Source organism: Aeromonas sp. Marseille-Q7275 (assembly GCF_965119515.1).
The window spans coordinates 74,196-90,516 of the sequence record NZ_CBCPLW010000008.1 but is presented as its reverse complement, the minus strand read 5'-3'; the positions used below and the strand labels follow the sequence as shown (position 1 = coordinate 90,516).

The 16,321-nt window shown below is 65.0% G+C and carries 11 protein-coding genes, 3 tRNA genes and 1 pseudogene; 6 read left to right on the top strand and 9 right to left on the bottom strand.

The features are described from left to right. Positions 1–50 precede the first annotated feature (50 nt). From ACWPWQ_RS09515 to ACWPWQ_RS09505, 3 genes are all read right to left on the bottom strand, one after another. A tRNA-His gene (locus tag ACWPWQ_RS09515) sits at positions 51–126 on the bottom strand. Between the two features lie 49 nt (positions 127–175). After that, positions 176–252, bottom strand: a tRNA-Arg gene (locus tag ACWPWQ_RS09510). A 37-nt stretch (positions 253–289) separates the two neighbouring features. Further along, positions 290–366 (bottom strand) — tRNA-Pro (locus tag ACWPWQ_RS09505). Between the two features lie 203 nt (positions 367–569). On the opposite strand from ACWPWQ_RS09505, the gene folD reads away from it, so the two are divergent. After that, on the top strand, positions 570–1,427 hold the full coding sequence (gene folD / locus ACWPWQ_RS09500; RefSeq protein ID WP_005326697.1) for a bifunctional methylenetetrahydrofolate dehydrogenase/methenyltetrahydrofolate cyclohydrolase FolD: 858 nt from the start codon (positions 570–572) through the stop codon (positions 1,425–1,427). Between the two features lie 101 nt (positions 1,428–1,528). On the opposite strand, the gene ACWPWQ_RS09495 is transcribed toward folD, so the two are convergent. From ACWPWQ_RS09495 to ACWPWQ_RS09485, 3 genes are all read right to left on the bottom strand, one after another. Beyond that, complete coding sequence (locus ACWPWQ_RS09495; protein ID WP_454009644.1) at positions 1,529–2,692, bottom strand: trans-sulfuration enzyme family protein; 1,164 nt, start codon at positions 2,690–2,692, stop codon at positions 1,529–1,531. Positions 2,693–2,816: 124 nt separating this feature from the next. Continuing rightward, a complete protein-coding gene (locus ACWPWQ_RS09490; protein ID WP_454009643.1) occupies positions 2,817–3,845 on the bottom strand; it encodes an isopenicillin N synthase family dioxygenase in 1,029 nt (342 codons plus the stop codon). A gap of 398 nt (positions 3,846–4,243) precedes the next feature. Next, positions 4,244–4,882: an NAD(P)-dependent oxidoreductase gene (locus ACWPWQ_RS09485; protein WP_454009642.1), complete on the bottom strand. Its 639-nt coding sequence runs from the start codon at positions 4,880–4,882 to the stop codon at positions 4,244–4,246. 101 nt (positions 4,883–4,983) lie between these two features. Between ACWPWQ_RS09485 and ACWPWQ_RS09480 the strand changes: the two genes are divergently transcribed. After that, positions 4,984–5,886, top strand: coding sequence for a LysR family transcriptional regulator (locus ACWPWQ_RS09480; protein WP_454009641.1), 903 nt, complete (start codon positions 4,984–4,986; stop codon positions 5,884–5,886). 62 nt (positions 5,887–5,948) lie between these two features. On the opposite strand, the gene ACWPWQ_RS09475 is transcribed toward ACWPWQ_RS09480, so the two are convergent. After that, positions 5,949–6,689 carry an SDR family oxidoreductase gene (locus ACWPWQ_RS09475; RefSeq protein WP_454009640.1) on the bottom strand — a complete coding sequence of 247 codons (741 nt, stop codon included), beginning with the start codon at positions 6,687–6,689 and terminating at the stop codon, positions 5,949–5,951. Between the two features lie 154 nt (positions 6,690–6,843). Here ACWPWQ_RS09475 and ACWPWQ_RS09470 point away from each other — a divergent pair. Beyond that, positions 6,844–7,820, top strand: a pseudogene (locus ACWPWQ_RS09470) (helix-turn-helix domain-containing protein). 54 nt (positions 7,821–7,874) lie between these two features. On the opposite strand, the gene ACWPWQ_RS09465 reads toward ACWPWQ_RS09470, so the two are convergent. Then, positions 7,875–9,395, bottom strand: a complete 1,521-nt coding sequence (locus tag ACWPWQ_RS09465) for a sensor domain-containing diguanylate cyclase (RefSeq protein WP_454009639.1) — start codon at positions 9,393–9,395, stop codon at positions 7,875–7,877. A gap of 408 nt (positions 9,396–9,803) precedes the next feature. Here ACWPWQ_RS09465 and ACWPWQ_RS09460 point away from each other — a divergent pair, with 408 nt between their 5' ends. Continuing rightward, positions 9,804–11,948: a TonB-dependent siderophore receptor gene (locus ACWPWQ_RS09460; protein WP_454009638.1), complete on the top strand. Its 2,145-nt coding sequence runs from the start codon at positions 9,804–9,806 to the stop codon at positions 11,946–11,948. A 77-nt stretch (positions 11,949–12,025) separates the two neighbouring features. Beyond that, positions 12,026–12,811 carry a siderophore ferric iron reductase gene (locus ACWPWQ_RS09455; protein WP_454009691.1) on the top strand — a complete coding sequence of 262 codons (786 nt, stop codon included), beginning with the start codon at positions 12,026–12,028 and terminating at the stop codon, positions 12,809–12,811. Between the two features lie 70 nt (positions 12,812–12,881). On the opposite strand, the gene ACWPWQ_RS09450 is transcribed toward ACWPWQ_RS09455, so the two are convergent. After that, positions 12,882–13,817 carry a LysR substrate-binding domain-containing protein gene (locus ACWPWQ_RS09450; RefSeq protein WP_319912405.1) on the bottom strand — a complete coding sequence of 312 codons (936 nt, stop codon included), beginning with the start codon at positions 13,815–13,817 and terminating at the stop codon, positions 12,882–12,884. A gap of 161 nt (positions 13,818–13,978) precedes the next feature. On the opposite strand from ACWPWQ_RS09450, the gene metE reads away from it, so the two are divergent. Beyond that, positions 13,979–16,243 carry a 5-methyltetrahydropteroyltriglutamate--homocysteine S-methyltransferase gene (gene metE / locus ACWPWQ_RS09445; RefSeq protein WP_454009637.1) on the top strand — a complete coding sequence of 755 codons (2,265 nt, stop codon included), beginning with the start codon at positions 13,979–13,981 and terminating at the stop codon, positions 16,241–16,243. Positions 16,244–16,321: the final 78 nt, after the last annotated feature.

The following is a 16,321-nucleotide window of genomic DNA, read 5'->3' as shown; positions in this document are numbered from 1 at the left end:
GCAAGTCAGGCTTGCCCCTGTCGGCTTGATTCAGCGCGAACAGCTAATAATGGGGTGGCTGATGGGGCTCGAACCCACGACAACCGGAATCACAATCCGGGACTCTACCAACTGAGCTACAGCCACCACTGAAATCTGCCTTCGATGTCGCTCTTCGAGGGAAGAGTCACATCAATGGCGCGCCCTGCAGGATTCGAACCTGCGACCCACGGCTTAGAAGGCCGTTGCTCTATCCGACTGAGCTAAGGGCGCGTTGTATCAAGAAATCCGAAGGACTTCCCGATGAACCTGGTCGGTGATAAAGGATTCGAACCTTTGACCCTCTGGTCCCAAACCAGATGCGCTACCGGGCTGCGCTAATCACCGAAATCTCATCGTCCAGCATACCGGGGGCGGTACGACTGGGCAACGGGCGGGCATCATACCCAAGCGTCAAAGTCAGCGTCAACGACTTTTTCCGCCAGTAAATTCAAATGCCTACTTATTGCCCGCCAGGCGAGAGCCGCTAACACCCGCGCCAAAAAAATGCGACAATGCGCGGCAGTTGAACACATGGTGAGTGAAGAACGATGTCTGCCAAAATCATTGATGGAAAACAGGTTGCGCAAACGATTCGCAATCAGGTCGCCGAACAAGTCCAACAGCGGTTGGCTCTGGGCAAGCGGGCACCGGGTCTGGCGGTGATCCTGGTGGGGCTGGATCCGGCGTCCCAGGTCTATGTGGGCAGCAAGCGTCGTGCCTGTGAAGAGGTGGGGTTTGTCTCCCGCTCCTATGATCTCAGCGCCAATGCGACCCAGGAAGAGTTGCTGGCCCTGATCGACCGGCTCAATGAGGATGCGGAGGTGGACGGCATCCTGGTGCAGTTGCCCCTGCCGGCTCATTGCGACACCACCCAGGTGCTGGAGCGCATTCGTCCCGACAAGGACGTGGATGGTTTCCACCCCTACAACGTGGGCCGTCTGGCCCAGCGCATCCCGGCGTTGCGTCCCTGCACACCCAAGGGGATCATGACCCTGATCGAGGCGACCGGCGTCAAGACCCACGGTCTGCATGCTGTGGTGGTCGGTGCCTCCAACATCGTCGGTCGCCCGATGACGCTGGAGCTGCTGCTGGCGGGTTGCACCACCACCACCTGTCACCGCTTCACCCAGGATCTGGAGGCCCAGGTGCGCCGTGCCGATCTGCTGGTGGTGGCGGTGGGCAAGCCGAACTTCATTCCGGGGGAGTGGGTCAAGCCGGGGGCCCTGGTGATCGACGTGGGGATCAACCGCCTGGCCGATGGCTCTCTGGTGGGGGATGTGGAGTTTGAAACGGCGCGCAATCACGCCGCCTTCATCACCCCTGTGCCCGGTGGCGTGGGGCCCATGACGGTGGCCAGCCTGATGGAGAACACCCTGAGCGCCTGCCAGGATTATCACGACGCCTGAGTTAGGCCCCTTCCCGCACTAGGGAATGGATGAGAGAAAGGGAAGGCCTGGCCTTCCCTTTTTTATTGCGCGTGGCGCCGGTCGTGCATGGCGGCTTAGGGTCAGATCAGGGCCAGCGCCGCCGCCAGATCGGCGATGAGATCGTCGGCGTCTTCCACCCCGATGCTGAAGCGGATGAGATCGTCGTTCACACCAGCCGCGAGACGGCTCGCCTCGTCCATGGCGGCGTGGGTGGTGCTGGCCGGATGGCAGGCCAGGCTCTCGAGATCCCCTAGGCTCACCGCCTGTACGAACAGCTGCAGGTTGTCGAGCAGGGTGGCGCAGCGCGCAAAGCCCCCCTCCAACTCTATGCTCACCATGCCGCCAAAGCCGCTGGCGAAGGCGCCGAGGACGTCGTGGCCCGGGTGGCTGGCAAGGCCCGGGTAGATCACCTTCTTCACCGCCGGGTGGGCGGCGAGGAAGTCGGCCACCTTCTGGGCATTGTGCAGGTGGGCATCCATGCGCAGGGGCAGGGTCTTGACCCCGCGCTGCAGCAGGTAGGCCTCCTGCGGGCCTATGGGGGAGCCGATGTGCTTGAGGGCCACGGTGCGGATCGACTTCATCAGCGCGTGGGAGCCTGCCACCACCCCGGCGATGATGTCGCCGTGACCGCCCAGGTACTTGGTGCCGCTGTGCATCACCACGTCGATGCCGAGCTCCAGCGGGCGCAGCAGGTAGGGGGTGAGGAAGGTGTTGTCACACACTGTGATGGCGCCCACCTTGCGGGCCGCTTCCACCACCACCCGGGGATCCACCACCTTGAGGGTGGGGTTGGTCAGGGTCTCGAACAGGATCACCCTGGTGGCGGGGCTGATGTTGGCCAGCAGATCCTGATCGCTGTCGTAACCCGTGATGGTGATGCCGGCCCGGCTGAAGGTCTGTTTCAAGAACGCCTCGGTGCCGCCGTAGAGGGGGCCGACATAGGCCACTTCATCCCCGCTGCTGGCCAGGGCATAGAGGATGGCGCTCACCGCCGCCATGCCGCTCGCCACCACCAGCGCCTCGTCGGCGCCCTCGAGGGCCGCCAGTTTCAGCTCCAGCTCGGCTGTGGTGGGGTTGCCGAAGCGGCTGTAGATAAAGCCCGGGGCCTGGCCTGCGAAGCGCTCCTTGCCCGCCTGGGCATTGACGTAGCTGAAGGTGCTGCTCTGGTAGAGCGGGGTGGTGAGTGCGCCGGTCTGGGGGTCGATCCGCTGGCCGCTGTGCACGCTCATGGTCTTGAATTTCATCGTTTTGCTCCGTGGTTGCCAGGCTATGGCGTTGTTGTTCTGGTGTGAAAATCGGTGGACGGGGCCGCGCCGGCGCCCCTCTCCTGTGGTCGGGATGGCGGCTTGTCGCCCCCCCTTGATAGCATCAGGCCGGTATCGGCTCCTGCGCTCCCCTGTGTTGCCGAGCATAGTGGCGCGCCGCCACATCCGGGTGGGAGCGCAGCCTGCCCTTGAGCACGTTCTCCCCCACCTGATAGAAGAGGGGGTTGGCCGGGTCGCTCTCTGGCCCTTGCGCCTGCGCCGCCAGTTCGGGGGAGAGGGTGAGCAGCGGCACTGTGGCATCGAGTCTCGCCGCCATGAAGAAGGCGCAGGAGAGACGGGAGACCCCGGGGGGCGGGCTCTGCACCCGGTGCAGGGTCGCCTTGAGGTAGCCGTTGGAGGCAAGCTCCAGCAGCTCGCCTATGTTGACCACCAGGGCGCCGGGCAGGGGGGGCGCGGAAATCCAGCCGCTCGCCGTCTCTACTTCGAGGCCGGAGTGATCGTCCTGCATCACCAGGGTCAGGTAGCCGGGATCCTTGTGGGCGCCGACCCCCTGGCCGCAGCCCCCCGCTTCCCGTCCCGGGTAGTGAATGAGCTTCATGTGCTGATAGGGGGCGCCCTGGATGCTCTCATCGAACACCCCGGCCGGTTGCTCCAGCACCTCGGCAAAGGCGGCGAGCAGGGTGAGGGTGATGTCGCTCAGCCGCTCCTGCCACGCCAGCAGTTGTGTCTTCATCCCGGGCAGGGCAGCGGGCCACTGGTTGGGGCCTGTGAGCCGCTGCCAGGGGTGGCTGGCCTGCGCCAGGGGGAGGGCCTGCTCCTCGTTCATGATGTCGAACTGCTCCCGCCGGTCCGGCCGCTCCCGGGTGAGCTCGGCCCCCACCAGGTTGTAGCCACGAAAGTGGGGGGAGTGCACCATCTGCACCGTCAGCTTCTCCTGCAGGGGCAGGGCGAAGAAGCGGGCCGCCAGCGCCAGGGTTTCCCGTTGCTGCGCTTCGCTCAGACCATGGCCTGTCAGATAGAAGAAGCCGATGTCGCGGGCCGCCCGGCCAAGCTTGGCCAGCATCTGGCGGCGCTCCTCGGGGGCACCAGTGATCGCGGCATAGTCGATGATGGGCAGTGATGAATGTTCCATGTGCATCTCCTCAGGTGTCGGATGTCGGGTACAGCCCCGAGGATCCGCGACAAAGACGGCGGTGTGGCGAGTGGCAGGACTCGGGTCCGTGGCTCACGATGGCACCGTTTGGGTTTAAGGGGATGCTACTGTTCGGAGTTATAAGGTGGAAGCAACAAAATATTCTTAGTTATATACAAAAGTCGAAATAGGATTCGATCCCTTTGGGGAAATTTGTCGATTGCACGGAGAAAATGCGACCCAGCCGATCGCCTTGCCCATGAATCTGCCTGGGGCCAGGGAAGGCGCTGTGCCAGTGGGAGGCGAATGAACAAAGGGGAGGCATCAGCCCCCCCTTGGGTAGTGTGGCGCAGAGGTTAGAGGGTGAGCGCCCGCCCAGCGCGCCCAGATCACTCTCTTCAGTAACCCAGGGTGAAGCGCTGGCGCAGGTGGGCCGGTTGTTCCGCTTCGTTAAGCACGGCATCCGCCAGATCCCCGACTGTGATCCCGGCAGGCTTGTCGCCGTCAAAGAGCACCTGATCCCCCCCGAGACGGTAGCCGCCGCGCTTCTCGCCGGGTTCGAGGAACACCGGCGGGGAGACGAAGCGCCAGTCGAGGGTCGTTTCGCGGCGAAGGGCCGTGAGACCGTCGCGGGCCGCCAGGGCGCCTTGCTTCCACTCGGCCGGGAAGTCCGGGGTATCCACCAGCTGCACGCCGGGGGCTATCTCCAGGCTGCCGGCACCGCCGACCACCAGCAGCCAGCCGTGGGCTGCGTTGGCTGCCTCGACGATGGCGCTGGCCCCTTTGAGGTACTGGTCGTAGATGTCCGGGGCACTCCAGCCCGGGTTGTAGGCGCTGATCACCCTATCGTGCCCCTTGAGCACCTCGGCCAGCGCCTGCGGGTCCTGGGCATCTACCGCCACGGCGGTGACCTGCGGGTGGGCAGCGACTTTGCTGACATCGCGGACGATGGCGGTGACGTGATGGCCGCGGCTGACGGCCTCATTGAGGATGGCTGAACCGACAAAACCGCTGGCACCTATGAGGGCAATCTTCATGGATATCTCTCCTTCACTGTGGGAATGAGGCTATCCTACGCCCCCAGATGTGATTTAATAATCCTCTGTAAATTGCATTCACTTGTAAGCTGGATTTAATAATGGATCAGCTCAGACGTTACGCCATCTTCGCCGCCGTGGTGGAGGCGGGCACCATGACGGGGGCCGCCAAGGCCCTCGGCATGACCCCCTCCGCCGTCAGCCAGCACATCGGCCAGCTGGAGAGCCTGCTCGGCCTGCCTCTGCTCCATCGCTCCACCCGTCGCCTCAACCTGACGGAGGCGGGGGAGGTGGTGTGGCAGGGGTGCCAGGCCCTGCAACAGACCCTCAACCAGACCGAGCTGCGCCTCTCGGAAGTGCGCGACAGCCTGCTCGGGGAGGTGCGGATCACCGCCCCCGTGGGGATGGCGGGCCAGCCGCTGGCGCTGGCCTTGTCGCCCCTGTTGCAGGCCCACCCGGGCCTGTGCATCCAGATCATCGCCGACGACGAGAAGCGGGATCTCATTGCCGAGCGCATCGACGTGGCGCTGCGGGTCGGCTCCCTGCCGGACTCCACCCTGGTGGCCCGCAAGCTGGGCCAGACCCGGATGCTGCTGTGCGCCGCCCCCGCCTACCTGGCGCGCAAGGGGACGCCGCGCACCCCGGCAGATCTGGCCGCGCACGACTGGCTCTGCGGCGACATGCTGGGGAGCGGCTTGCTGCTCCTTGACGAGCGGGGGGGCGAGCACAGGGTGAGGTGCAAACCCAGGGTGCAATGCAACAACGTGCTGCCCCTGCGCCAGTTTGCCCTGGCGGGGCAGGGGATCTCCCTGCAACCCGAGGGGGAAGTTGCAGAGGATCTCGCCCAGGGCCGCCTGCTCGCCTTGCTGCCAGGCTTTCGGGTGCCGCCCATGGAGATCCACGCCATCACCCCCCAGCGGGAGATCCCGGAGAAGGTGCGCCGGGTGATCACCGCCCTGCGCAGCCATTTCGCCGAGCCCGGGGGGGCGGCGCGCCCCTTGTAGCACCGACCAAAAGCGGAGGGCAGCCCGTTGGCTGCCCTCTGTCTATTGCAATTATCCCGGCGCTACTTCATATAGAGGCCGCCGTTGATGGCCAGGGTCTCCCCCGTGATATAGGCCCCTGCTTCGCTGGCGAGGAAGGCCACGGCGGCGGCTATCTCCTCCGGCTTGGCGAGGCGGCGCATGGGAATGTCGGCCTTGATGCTGTCGAGGATGTCGGTGCGGATCGCCGCCACCATGGGGGTGGCGGTGTAGCCGGGGGCGATGGCGTTGACCGTGACCCCGAAGCGGGCCCCCTCCGCCGCCAGCGCCTTGGTGAAGCCCAGCATGCCCGCCTTGGCCGCCGAGTAGTTGACCTGACCGAACTGCCCCTTCTGGCCGTTGACCGAGGAGATGTTGATGATGCGGGCATCGCGTTGCTCGCACATGGCATCGAACAGCGGCTGGGTCACGTTGTAGAGGCTGCACAGGTTGGTGTGGATCACCTCGAACCACTGATCCGGCGCCATCCGATTGAAGGCCCCATCCCGGGTGATGCCGGCGTTGTTGACCAGCACGTCCACCCGGCCCTCCTCCTGCAGCAGGCGGCCCAGGGTCTCGCGGCACATGGCGGTGTCGGCCACATCCAGCGCCAGCAGCCGCACCCGATCCGGTTGATACCCCTGCTCCTGGTACCACTCCCGTGCAGCGGCGGCATTGACGCTGGAGTGGGTGGCGATGATGCGATACCCCTGGGCCAGCAAGGCGGTGGTGATGGCGGACCCTATGCCGCCCCGGGCTCCGGTGATCAAGGCAATCTTCTTCATCTTGGCTCTCCCTGCATGTCACGAGTTGAATGGTGCCCCTGGGGCAATTGACAACCTTGTCTGCTAACAATGTGGCAGGGAAAGGCGTCATTTTTGTGACAAGGGAACGTCTGGGGGCAAGGTGCTTGCGAGTGGGCGCCGGGCCGCACAAGGCTTGCCCCCGGCACGGCGGCCATGTTTAATGTGGCCACTTGGGCGAATGCGCCCCTTCGCCGGCACAGAGCCCGACCACAGCATGACAAGCTTCCCCGCTTTCCCAGACCCGGCGCCACAGACGCGCCCCCATTTCACCCGCATCGAGCGGGTGCTCGACTACATTCACACCCACCTGGATCAGCCCCTGTCGCTGGAGCAACTGGCCGAGCAGAGCTGCTGGTCGCGCTGGCAGTTGCAGCGGGTCTTCCTGCACGAGACCGGCCAGACGGTGGCCCACTATGTGCGCGAGCTGAAGCTGAGCCAGGCGGCGGAGGCGCTGCTCTCGAGCCGCCAGCGGGTGCTGGATCTGGCGCTGAACCACGGTTTTGGCTCGGAAGTCAGCTTCAGCCGGGCCTTCAAGCAGCACTTTGGCTGCTCCCCCCTGGCCTATCGCAAGCGGGGCCTGCGGCTGGGGCTGCGCACTCCCCTGGTGCGGGCCCCCATGCCCCTGGCCAGCCCTCCCAGGCTGGTGCAGGTGCGGAGTGGAGAGCCGGCCGGGTTCACCTGCACGGCGTCAGGGGAGATCCGGGGCCTCTTTGCGAAGGCGCCGGACTTTCAGCAGACGGTGCCCGCCATCTGGGGGGCCTGGCGCGAGGCGGGTGGGCGCCTGTCGTCCAGCGAGCTGCTGGGGGTGGTGGACGTCTCGGGGGCGGGGGAGCGGCTGCCTTACTGGGCCGGGGTGGCGGCAGAGGAGGAAGTGAGCCCGGCCCCGGGCTGGCAGGCCTTCGGGTTCCCTCCCAGGAGTATGCGGTGCTGGGTCACCTCGGCCCCATCAGCCAGCTGGGGCAGAGCCTCAACTGGTTTATCCTGCACTGGCTGCCCTCCTCCGGCTATCGCGGGCTGGATGGCTTCGAGCTGGAGCGCTATGCCCCGGGCTTTGACGGCCAGCAGCCCGATGCCTCCATGGAGTACTGGCTGCCCATAGCGCCCCGCTAGGCTCGGCAACGGGGCACTTCATAACTCCCGTATGACGCCAGATAACCAGCCCCGTCAGTCTGCCGGGTGAACCCGGTTCTTGCCCGCCTCCTTGGCCTGATAGAGTGCCCGATCGACCCTGGCTATCAGGTGCGCGGCCGATTCATGGCGCCACTGCCCCAGCCCCGCCGAGAAGGTCACCACCAGCCCGGCCTCTCGCCATTGACGCTGCAGGACCCGTTGGCGCCAGCGCTCCAGCAGGGCCAGTGCCTGGGCTTCGTCCTCCCCGGAGATCAGGATGGCCAGCTCCTCCCCGCCGTAGCGGTAGAGCCTGGCCAGGCCGTCGGCCACCGTCACCCCTTCCTGCGCCACGGCCTGGAGGACGCGGTCGCCCACCAGGTGCCCCAGCTGATCGTTGATGGCCTTGAAGTTGTCCAGATCTATCATGCCGAGGGAGAAGGGGCGGCCGTCGGCCAGATGGCTGGCCAGATCCTGATCGAAGCTGCGGCGATTGAAGAGGCCGGTCAGGGCATCCGTGTTGGAGGCGGCGACCGCCTCCTGCATCTGGTGATGGGCGCTCTGGATCTCCTGGCGCAGCAGCTCTCCGGGCTTGCTCATGTCGATGCGGCCGACGCGCATCAGGGCGATGATCTCGACGATCATCTTGTTGATGGCATGGCGCAGGGATCCCCAGCAGAGCAGGCAGATCAGCAGGCAACCCGCCACGGCGATCTGCAACTGATAGGATTCGCTGTGGCTGGCCTCCTTGAATTCGGCGTCGCTGACGGTGTAGATGGCGAACCAGTCCGGGTTGGAGAAGGCGTAGTAGTAGACATGGGTCTGGTGCTCGGCGTCATAGAGGTGGTCTGCCCCGTTGGTCATCTGCGCGATGAGCTGCGGCGCCAGCTGGCGGCGAAACAGGTTGCCCACATTGGAATGCAGCAGGGTGTCGCCGCTGCGGGAGATGAGATAGAACTCCCCCTTGAGGGGGGTCTTGAGCAGGCGCAGGGGATGGCTCATCTGCTCGAGATCGAGCTCCATGGCCAGGGTGCCGAGGGGAAAGCCCTCCTTGTCGACGATGGGCCGGGAGACGGAGACGGTCCGCTGCTGGTCGATTCTGCTGGCGTAGTGGTCCGTGTAGCTGACGAAGAGGGTGCGGGAGGCGGCAGATTTGAACCAGGGCCGCTCTCTGGCATCAAAGCCCGCCTCGATCGGCAGGTGGGGGACAGAGTTGAAGCGCCCCTGCTGATCGGCGACCAGGATGCTTTTCACATAGGGGGTGAGGGACAACGTTTGCATCAGGGTCATGCGAAGGGGGGCGTGCCCGTCGCCGAGAAAGGCCTGCAGGGCGGGCTTGTCGATGAAGCTGCCGGTCTCGTTGAGGACGTGCTCCAGCGGCTTGAATTGCAACGCGATGAACTGGGTCGCCATGTTGTGCACGAACATGGCGGCCACCTTGTGATACTTCACTTCGGCCGCACGCTGGATGCTGCAACTGACCCCCACCAGGGCGGTGAGCAGGGTCAGCACTATCACCGCGAAGGAGACGTGGAGCTGGGTGTGACAGTGCAGATCTTTATTGATGGTGTCATTCATTGGGGTGATCGTATAGCCTCGTATCGTCTCAAACAGGACTGATAAAAGGGGCCGCATACTATCGCCATCCCTGTCAGCAGGGCTTGACCCGGATCAAGGGTGTGGATGAAAAAGGAGCAACTGCTCTAAAGCGAAGGCCGGATGCGGGCGCTGATCCGGCCCGGTTCGGCTGGCAGGACAGGGGCCTTGAGGCCACCCCGGCGAAAGCGCGCCAGGTTACACCCTCTCCATTTGGCTTCCCCTGCACTCTGTTTCACTCGTCACGCAGTCAGATGGCGCTCTTCTTCCCCCTTTCTTTGTCACTGACCCGCCAACATGCCCCAAATTGTTAATTCCGCGGCAAATTAGAACAATAAAATGCAAATGATATTTGTTACTATTCACATGCAGTAGGCAGTCGAGGATCAGATGCAACTTGTTCACCCCCCATTGACCGTGGTCGCCGCGACCATCTCCACCCTGTTGGCAGGCTCTGTGCTGGCCGCCGCACCCGGCAGCCAGGACGCGGCGCTGGCCGACGAGACCCTGACCGTGCTGGGTCAGACCTATCGCAACACGGCGACCAAGACCCGGCTTGACCCCATAGAGACGCCCCAGGCGATCTCGGTCGTGGAGAGCGAGACTCTGGAACAGCGCGGCGTCAGCTCGGTGAGCGAGGCGCTGCGTTACGTGCCCGGGGTCAATACCGAGCTGCGGGGCGGGGCGGTCAACCGGCTGGACCTGTTCAACATCCGCGGCTTTGACAACTACCAGAACTTCTATGACGGCCTCTTGCTGCAATACAACGAGTGGAACCTGCAACCCCAGATAGATCCTGTGGCCATCGAGCAGCTGGAGGTGTTCAAGGGGCCGACCTCGGTGCTCTATGGCAGCATGCCCCCCGGCGGCATGGTCAACCTCATTGCCAAGCGTCCCCAGCGGGAAGCCAAGCATAACGTCAGCGTGACGACGGGGACGGGCACCCTCAAGGAGATGACCCTCGACAGCACAGGTGCCATCAACGAGCAGCTCGCCTATCGGGTGGTGGGGCTGGCCCGCCAGAAAGATGGCCAGGCAGTGACCTCCGAAGAGGAGCGCTACGTCTTTGCGCCCTCCCTGGACTGGCAGTTGAGCGACCGCACCCTGCTGAACCTCAACCTCTACTACCAGAAGGATCCGCAAGCCGGCATCTACACCACTGTGCCCGCCAGCGGCTCGGTCAAGAGCAACCCTCTGGGGCAGCTTGGCAGCGACACCTTCCTCGGCGACGAGAACTGGAACGAGTACAACCGGGATGTGACCCTGCTCGGCTACAAGCTGAGCCACGACTTCAACGCCAACTGGCAGGTGCTGCAAAATGCCCGCTACATGGATGCCTCTGCCTATCAGCGCAACACCTACAACGCGGCCCTGGCGGCGGACAACCGCACCCTGGCCCGCAACGCCTATCTCACCGATGAGGCGTCCCGCGGTTTTGTCATCGACAACCAGCTGGCGGGCAAGGTGCAGACCGGCGGTGCCCAGCACAACCTGCTGCTCGGGATCGACTACCAATATCTGGACGCGCGCATCCTCTATCAGGACACCCTCGACTACTCGGCGCCCGCCATCGACATCTTCAACCCGGACCACAACCAGATCCGGCCGGATGCCCTGACCTTCTCCTATGAGGATCGCAAGACCATTCGCCAGTCCCAGACCGGCGTCTATCTGCAGGATCAGGTGCGCCTCGACCGGCTGGTGGCCATAGGTGGCGCCCGCTACGACAGCTACCGGATGGACACCGACAGCCGCGGCCTCTACCTGGGGGCTGCCAGCCAGTCCCTGGCCCAGATCGATCAGGACAATCTCTCCTTCCGTCTCGGCGCCCTCTATGAGCTGGACTATGGCTTGTCACCCTATGTGAGCTATGCCGAGAGCTTCGAGCCGGTGCCGGGGGCGGACAAGAGCGGCAAGGCGTTCGATCCCGCTACCGGCCACCAGTGGGAGGGGGGGCTCAAGTTCCTCTCCGAGGACATGAGCAAGACGGCCACGATCTCGGCGTTCCACATCACCAAGGAGAACGCCCTGGTGACGGATCCTGACAACGTCTACGGGCCCAAGCTGCAGACCGGCGAAATCGTCTCCAGGGGGATAGAGCTGGAGGGGCGCACCGATCTCACCAGCCGGCTGGATCTGGCGCTGAGCTATACCCTTCAGGACATGGAGATCACCAAGGACACCACCGACTTGCAGGGCAAGACCCCGGTCTGGGTGCCCAGGCAGATGGCCTCCTTGTGGAGCAACTACCTGCCGGGCGGCAGCCTGGAGGGAATGCGGGTCGGCGCCGGCCTGCGCTACGTGGGGGAGGCCGAGATGGATGCCGCCAACACCGACACAGTGCCGGATTATCTGCTGATGGACATGTCCGCCTCCTATGATCTCGCCGCCCTCAGCGCGAGCATGAAGGGGGTGGGGGTCTCGCTTAGCGCCAGCAACCTGCTGAACAAGACCTACTACTCCTGCTACGACCAGAACAACTGCTGGTTCGGGGCTGAGCGCAATGTGGAGGCTCGACTCAAATACGCATTCTGACCTTGCGCCCCGGACCTGCGCCGGGGCACACCCTGCCTCGCGGCCCAGGCGCCCTGGCGGTGAACACCAAACATGCCCTGGCTCGTGGACTCGGCGCCCTGGCGGTGCACAGCCAGCATAGCCTGCTGGCGGATCACGACGCCCTGTTTGCGGCGGCGGCCGGGCTTATCCCCTCTCTCAAGGGGCGGCTGGCGGGGGAGAGCCCCGCTCTGCTGACGGCCCCCCCTCATGGTGCCCCGAACGAGGTGGCGGCTGCCCTGCATGGTCACTGGCAGCAGGCGCACCCGGAGGCGGGGGCGGCCTACTGGCTGACCCGCAGCTGGGGCATGCTCTGTTGGCAGTCCATCTACCTCGCCATGGTGGCCGTCTATCGGGTGGGAGCCGTGCCCGCCCTGGATCGCATGGGGCAGGGCTATCAGGAGGGGCTGGTGTCCGGCTTCAGCCTGCCGGCGGAGCCCATGATCAAGGGGGAGGTGAAGACCCTGATCAAGGCGGCGGGGGAACGGCTCCAGGCCCACTGGCAGGCATTGTTCGCGCTGCTTGGGGAGGCGCAGCGGCTGCGCCCCGGTTTCGTGCGCCCGCTCCTGGCGGACGATCTGCTGGCGGCCCTGGTGCGGGTGCCGGATTTCTTCGACGAGGTGAGCCCGGCGGTGGTCGAAGCCCATGCCCCGCTCTGGCTCGCCGCCTGCGGCCTGCCCGCCGGGCATCTGGCGGGTTGGCGTCCGGCCTCGCTCCCCCGGGATGAGGCTTTTCCTGGCTATGTGCGCCAGCGCTGCTGCCTGCACTACAGGCGAGGGGATGGGGAGCTTTGCGGCAACTGCCCGAGGCGGCAGGGGGCCGCCAGCTGCGGCGAGGGATCCTGAGGCGTTAGATAGCAGGTCCATGGAAAAGAGAGCGTGAACGCCGCCCCTGGGGCGGCGTTTTCATACCCTGTCATTGCTCGGCCATCTGGGTGCGAATGCGCTCGAACAGGCTCTGCAGGCAGGCTTGATCCTTGTCGGCGGCGCGCACTGCCCCATACATATGGCGGCGGATCCCGGTGCCCAGGGGACGCGCCTCGAGCAGGCCCTGGCGCACGAACTCCTCGCTGGCCCAGCGCGGCAGGGCGGCGACCCCGAGCCCGGCGGCGGCCATCTGCAGCATGACCGAGGTGTTGTCCACCGGCTTGCAGCGGGCGGGCTCCACCCCGGCGGGTTGCAGGAAGCGGCTGAACACGTCCATGCGGGCCCGCTCCACCGGGTAGACCAGCAGTACCTCGGGTCGCAGATCGTCCGGGGCTATCCGGCCCTGCTGACAGAGGGGGTGATCCGGCGCCATCACCAGGGTGAGATCGAAGGCGAACAGGGGCTCGAAGTGGAGATCCCCGCGCGCCTGCACGTCCGAGGTGAGCAGCAGGTCGAGCTGGCCGCCGAGCAGGGCGCTGATGGCATCGAAGCCGGGCACCGACTCCACCTCCAGGGCCACTCCGGGCCACTGGCGGCGAAAGCCCGGCAACAGCGGCAGCAGCCACTGGATGCAGCTGTGGCAATCCAGCGCCAGATGCAGCCTGCCCGCATCCCCGCTGTGCAGGGCCAGCAGCTGGCGCTCGGTCTGGGCCAGGGCGGGCAGCACCTGGCGGGCCAGGGCCAGCAGATGCTGGCCGGCCGCCGTCAGCACCAGGGGGCGGCTCTTGCGAAGAAACAGCTCCAGATTGAGGCGGGTCTCCAGCTCTTTCAACTGGTGGGAGAGGGCGGACTGGGTGAGGTTGAGGCTGAGGGCCGCCCCCGCCAGGGAGCCCTGTTCGGCCAGGGCACTGATGGTCTTCAGGTGCTTGAGATCGATGCCCGCGTTGGTGTTCTGATGGCTGGTCGACTGGTTGGGCACACCCATGGCACTGCTCCTTTGTGCGTCAGTTGAGGATTTCTTGAGAGCCAGTTGAAGAGGATTCAATAGCCAAGGTCACCTTATCTCGTCACTCTAGATGTGTAAACATCTGGATGGCTAAATCATCCAGTTTCCCATCAGATGAATGAGCATAAGGAATTGGACCTATGACACGAGCACACACCCTGGGCTTCCCCCGCATCGGCGCCAAGCGCGAGTTGAAATTTGCCCTGGAATCCTACTGGCGTGGCGAGACCACCCAGGCCGAGCTGGTCGCCGTGGGCAAGAGCCTGCGTGAGCGCCACTGGCAGGCGCAGCGCACCGCCGGGGTCAACCTGCTGCCGGTGGGCGACTTCGCCTGGTACGATCAGGTGCTCGGCACCAGCCTGCTGGTGGACGCCGTGCCTGCCCGTCACCGCCACGGCGACACCGATCTCGACACCCTGTTCCGGGTCGCCCGTGGCCGTGCGCCGACCGGTCCGGCCGCCGCCGCCGCCGAGATGACCAAGTGGTTCAACACCAACTACCACTACCTGGTGCCCGAGTTCAGCCGCGATCAGCGCTTCAAGCTGGGCTGGAGCCAGCTGTTTGACGAAGTCGAAGAGGCCAAGGCGCTGGGGCTGCCGGTCAAGGCGGTGCTGCTGGGCCCTGTCTCCTACCTCTGGCTCGGCAAGGAGAAAGAGAGCGGTTTCTCTCGTCTGGAACTGCTCGACCGCCTGCTTATCGTCTATCAGGAGATCCTGGCGAAGCTGGCCGCGCAAGGGGTGGAGTGGGTGCAAATCGACGAGCCTGCCCTGGCGCTGGACTTGCCGGACGAGTGGCGTCTGGCCTATCTCAATGCCTATGAGCGCCTGGCCGGCCCCTGCAAGTTGCTGCTCACCACCTATTTCGGCTCGGTCGCCCATCAGCGCGACATCATCACCAGCCTCAAGGTGGATGGCCTGCACCTGGATCTGGTGGCCGCCCCCGAGCAGCTGGAGACGCTCGTGCCGCATTTACCGGCCCAGTGGGTCCTCTCGGCTGGGGTCATCAACGGTCGCAACGTCTGGCGTGCCAACCTGGGCAAGCTGGCGCCGACCCTGAAAGCGCTGAAAGAGAAGCTTGGCGAGCGCCTCTGGGTCGCCTCCTCCTGCTCATTGCTGCACAGCCCGGTGGATTTGACCCTGGAGCACGAGCTGGATCCCCAGACCCGCAGCTGGTTCGCCTTCGCCCTGCAAAAGTGCTACGAGCTGGGGCTGCTGGCGGACTATCTCGACGGGGGCGATCTGGGCAAAATCGAGGCCTACAGCCAGCCTATCGTCGATCGGGAGTCCGACAGCCGGGTCCACAAGAAAGCGGTGCAGTCGCGGCTCGCCAGCCTCACCAACAGCGACTTCGATCGCCAGAGCGCCTACCCGGTGCGGGCCGAGGCGCAGCGCTCGGATCTCAAGCTGCCGCTGCTGCCCACCACCACCATAGGCTCCTTCCCGCAGACCTCCGACATTCGGGTGCTGCGCCAGGAATGGCGTGCCGGTCGCATCGACGATAGCGCCTACGAGGCGGGCATCCAGGCCCAGATCAAGGATGCGATTGAGCGCCAGGAAGCCATCGGGCTGGACGTGCTGGTGCACGGCGAAGCCGAGCGCAACGACATGGTGGAGTATTTCGGTGAGCTGCTGGACGGCTTTGCCATCACCCGCTTCGGCTGGGTACAGAGCTATGGCTCCCGCTGCGTCAAGCCGCCGGTGATCACCCGGGATATCGACAGACCCACCCCCATGACGCTCGAATGGACGAAGTTTGCCCAGAGCCTGACCGACAAGCCGGTCAAGGGGATGCTGACCGGGCCCGTGACCATACTCTGCTGGTCCTTCCCCCGCGAAGATGTGAGCCGCGAGCAGTCCGCCCTGCAGATTGGTCTCGCCATTCGTGACGAGGTGGCTGACTTGGAAGCCGCCGGCATCAAGATCATCCAGATCGACGAGCCGGCGATCCGCGAAGGGCTGCCCCTGCGCAAGCAGGATCACCAGGCCTATCTCGACTGGGCGGTGCGCGCCTTCCGCCTGAGCGCGAGCCCTGTGGTGAACAGCACCCAGATCCACACCCACATGTGCTACAGCGACTTCAACCTCATCATAGAGGCGGTGGCGGCGCTGGACGCGGATGTCATCACCATAGAGACGAGCCGCAGTCAGATGCAGCTGCTCGAAGCGTTCGAGCGCTTCAACTACCCCAACGAGATCGGCCCTGGGGTCTACGACATCCACTCCCCGAACGTGCCGAGCCAGGGCTGGATTGAGGACCTCATCCGCAAGGCGGCCAAGCAGATCCCGGCCGACAGGCTCTGGGTCAACCCGGATTGCGGCCTCAAGACCCGCGGCTGGGAAGAGACCGAGGCTGCCCTCAAGGTGATGGTCGATGCCACCAAGGCGCTGCGGGCCGAACTGGCCTGAGCAGCCCATCCAGCTAGCTCGGCAGACAAGGCAAGAGCACTGAGATAACGAGAGAGGGAAGGCGAAAGCCTTCCCTCT

Coding starts and splice junctions, on each gene's coding strand:
- ACWPWQ_RS09450 (WP_319912405.1), bottom strand. CDS start 13,817: ATGGGTGTGCCCAACCAGTCGACCAGCCATCAGAACACCAACGCGGGC.
- ACWPWQ_RS09475 (WP_454009640.1), bottom strand. CDS start 6,689: ATGAAGAAGATTGCCTTGATCACCGGAGCCCGGGGCGGCATAGGGTCC.
- metE (WP_454009637.1), top strand. CDS start 13,979: ATGACACGAGCACACACCCTGGGCTTCCCCCGCATCGGCGCCAAGCGC.
- ACWPWQ_RS09485 (WP_454009642.1), bottom strand. CDS start 4,882: ATGAAGATTGCCCTCATAGGTGCCAGCGGTTTTGTCGGTTCAGCCATC.
- ACWPWQ_RS09460 (WP_454009638.1), top strand. CDS start 9,804: ATGCAACTTGTTCACCCCCCATTGACCGTGGTCGCCGCGACCATCTCC.
- folD (WP_005326697.1), top strand. CDS start 570: ATGTCTGCCAAAATCATTGATGGAAAACAGGTTGCGCAAACGATTCGC.
- ACWPWQ_RS09465 (WP_454009639.1), bottom strand. CDS start 9,395: ATGAATGACACCATCAATAAAGATCTGCACTGTCACACCCAGCTCCAC.
- ACWPWQ_RS09480 (WP_454009641.1), top strand. CDS start 4,984: ATGGATCAGCTCAGACGTTACGCCATCTTCGCCGCCGTGGTGGAGGCG.
- ACWPWQ_RS09495 (WP_454009644.1), bottom strand. CDS start 2,692: ATGAAATTCAAGACCATGAGCGTGCACAGCGGCCAGCGGATCGACCCC.
- ACWPWQ_RS09490 (WP_454009643.1), bottom strand. CDS start 3,845: ATGGAACATTCATCACTGCCCATCATCGACTATGCCGCGATCACTGGT.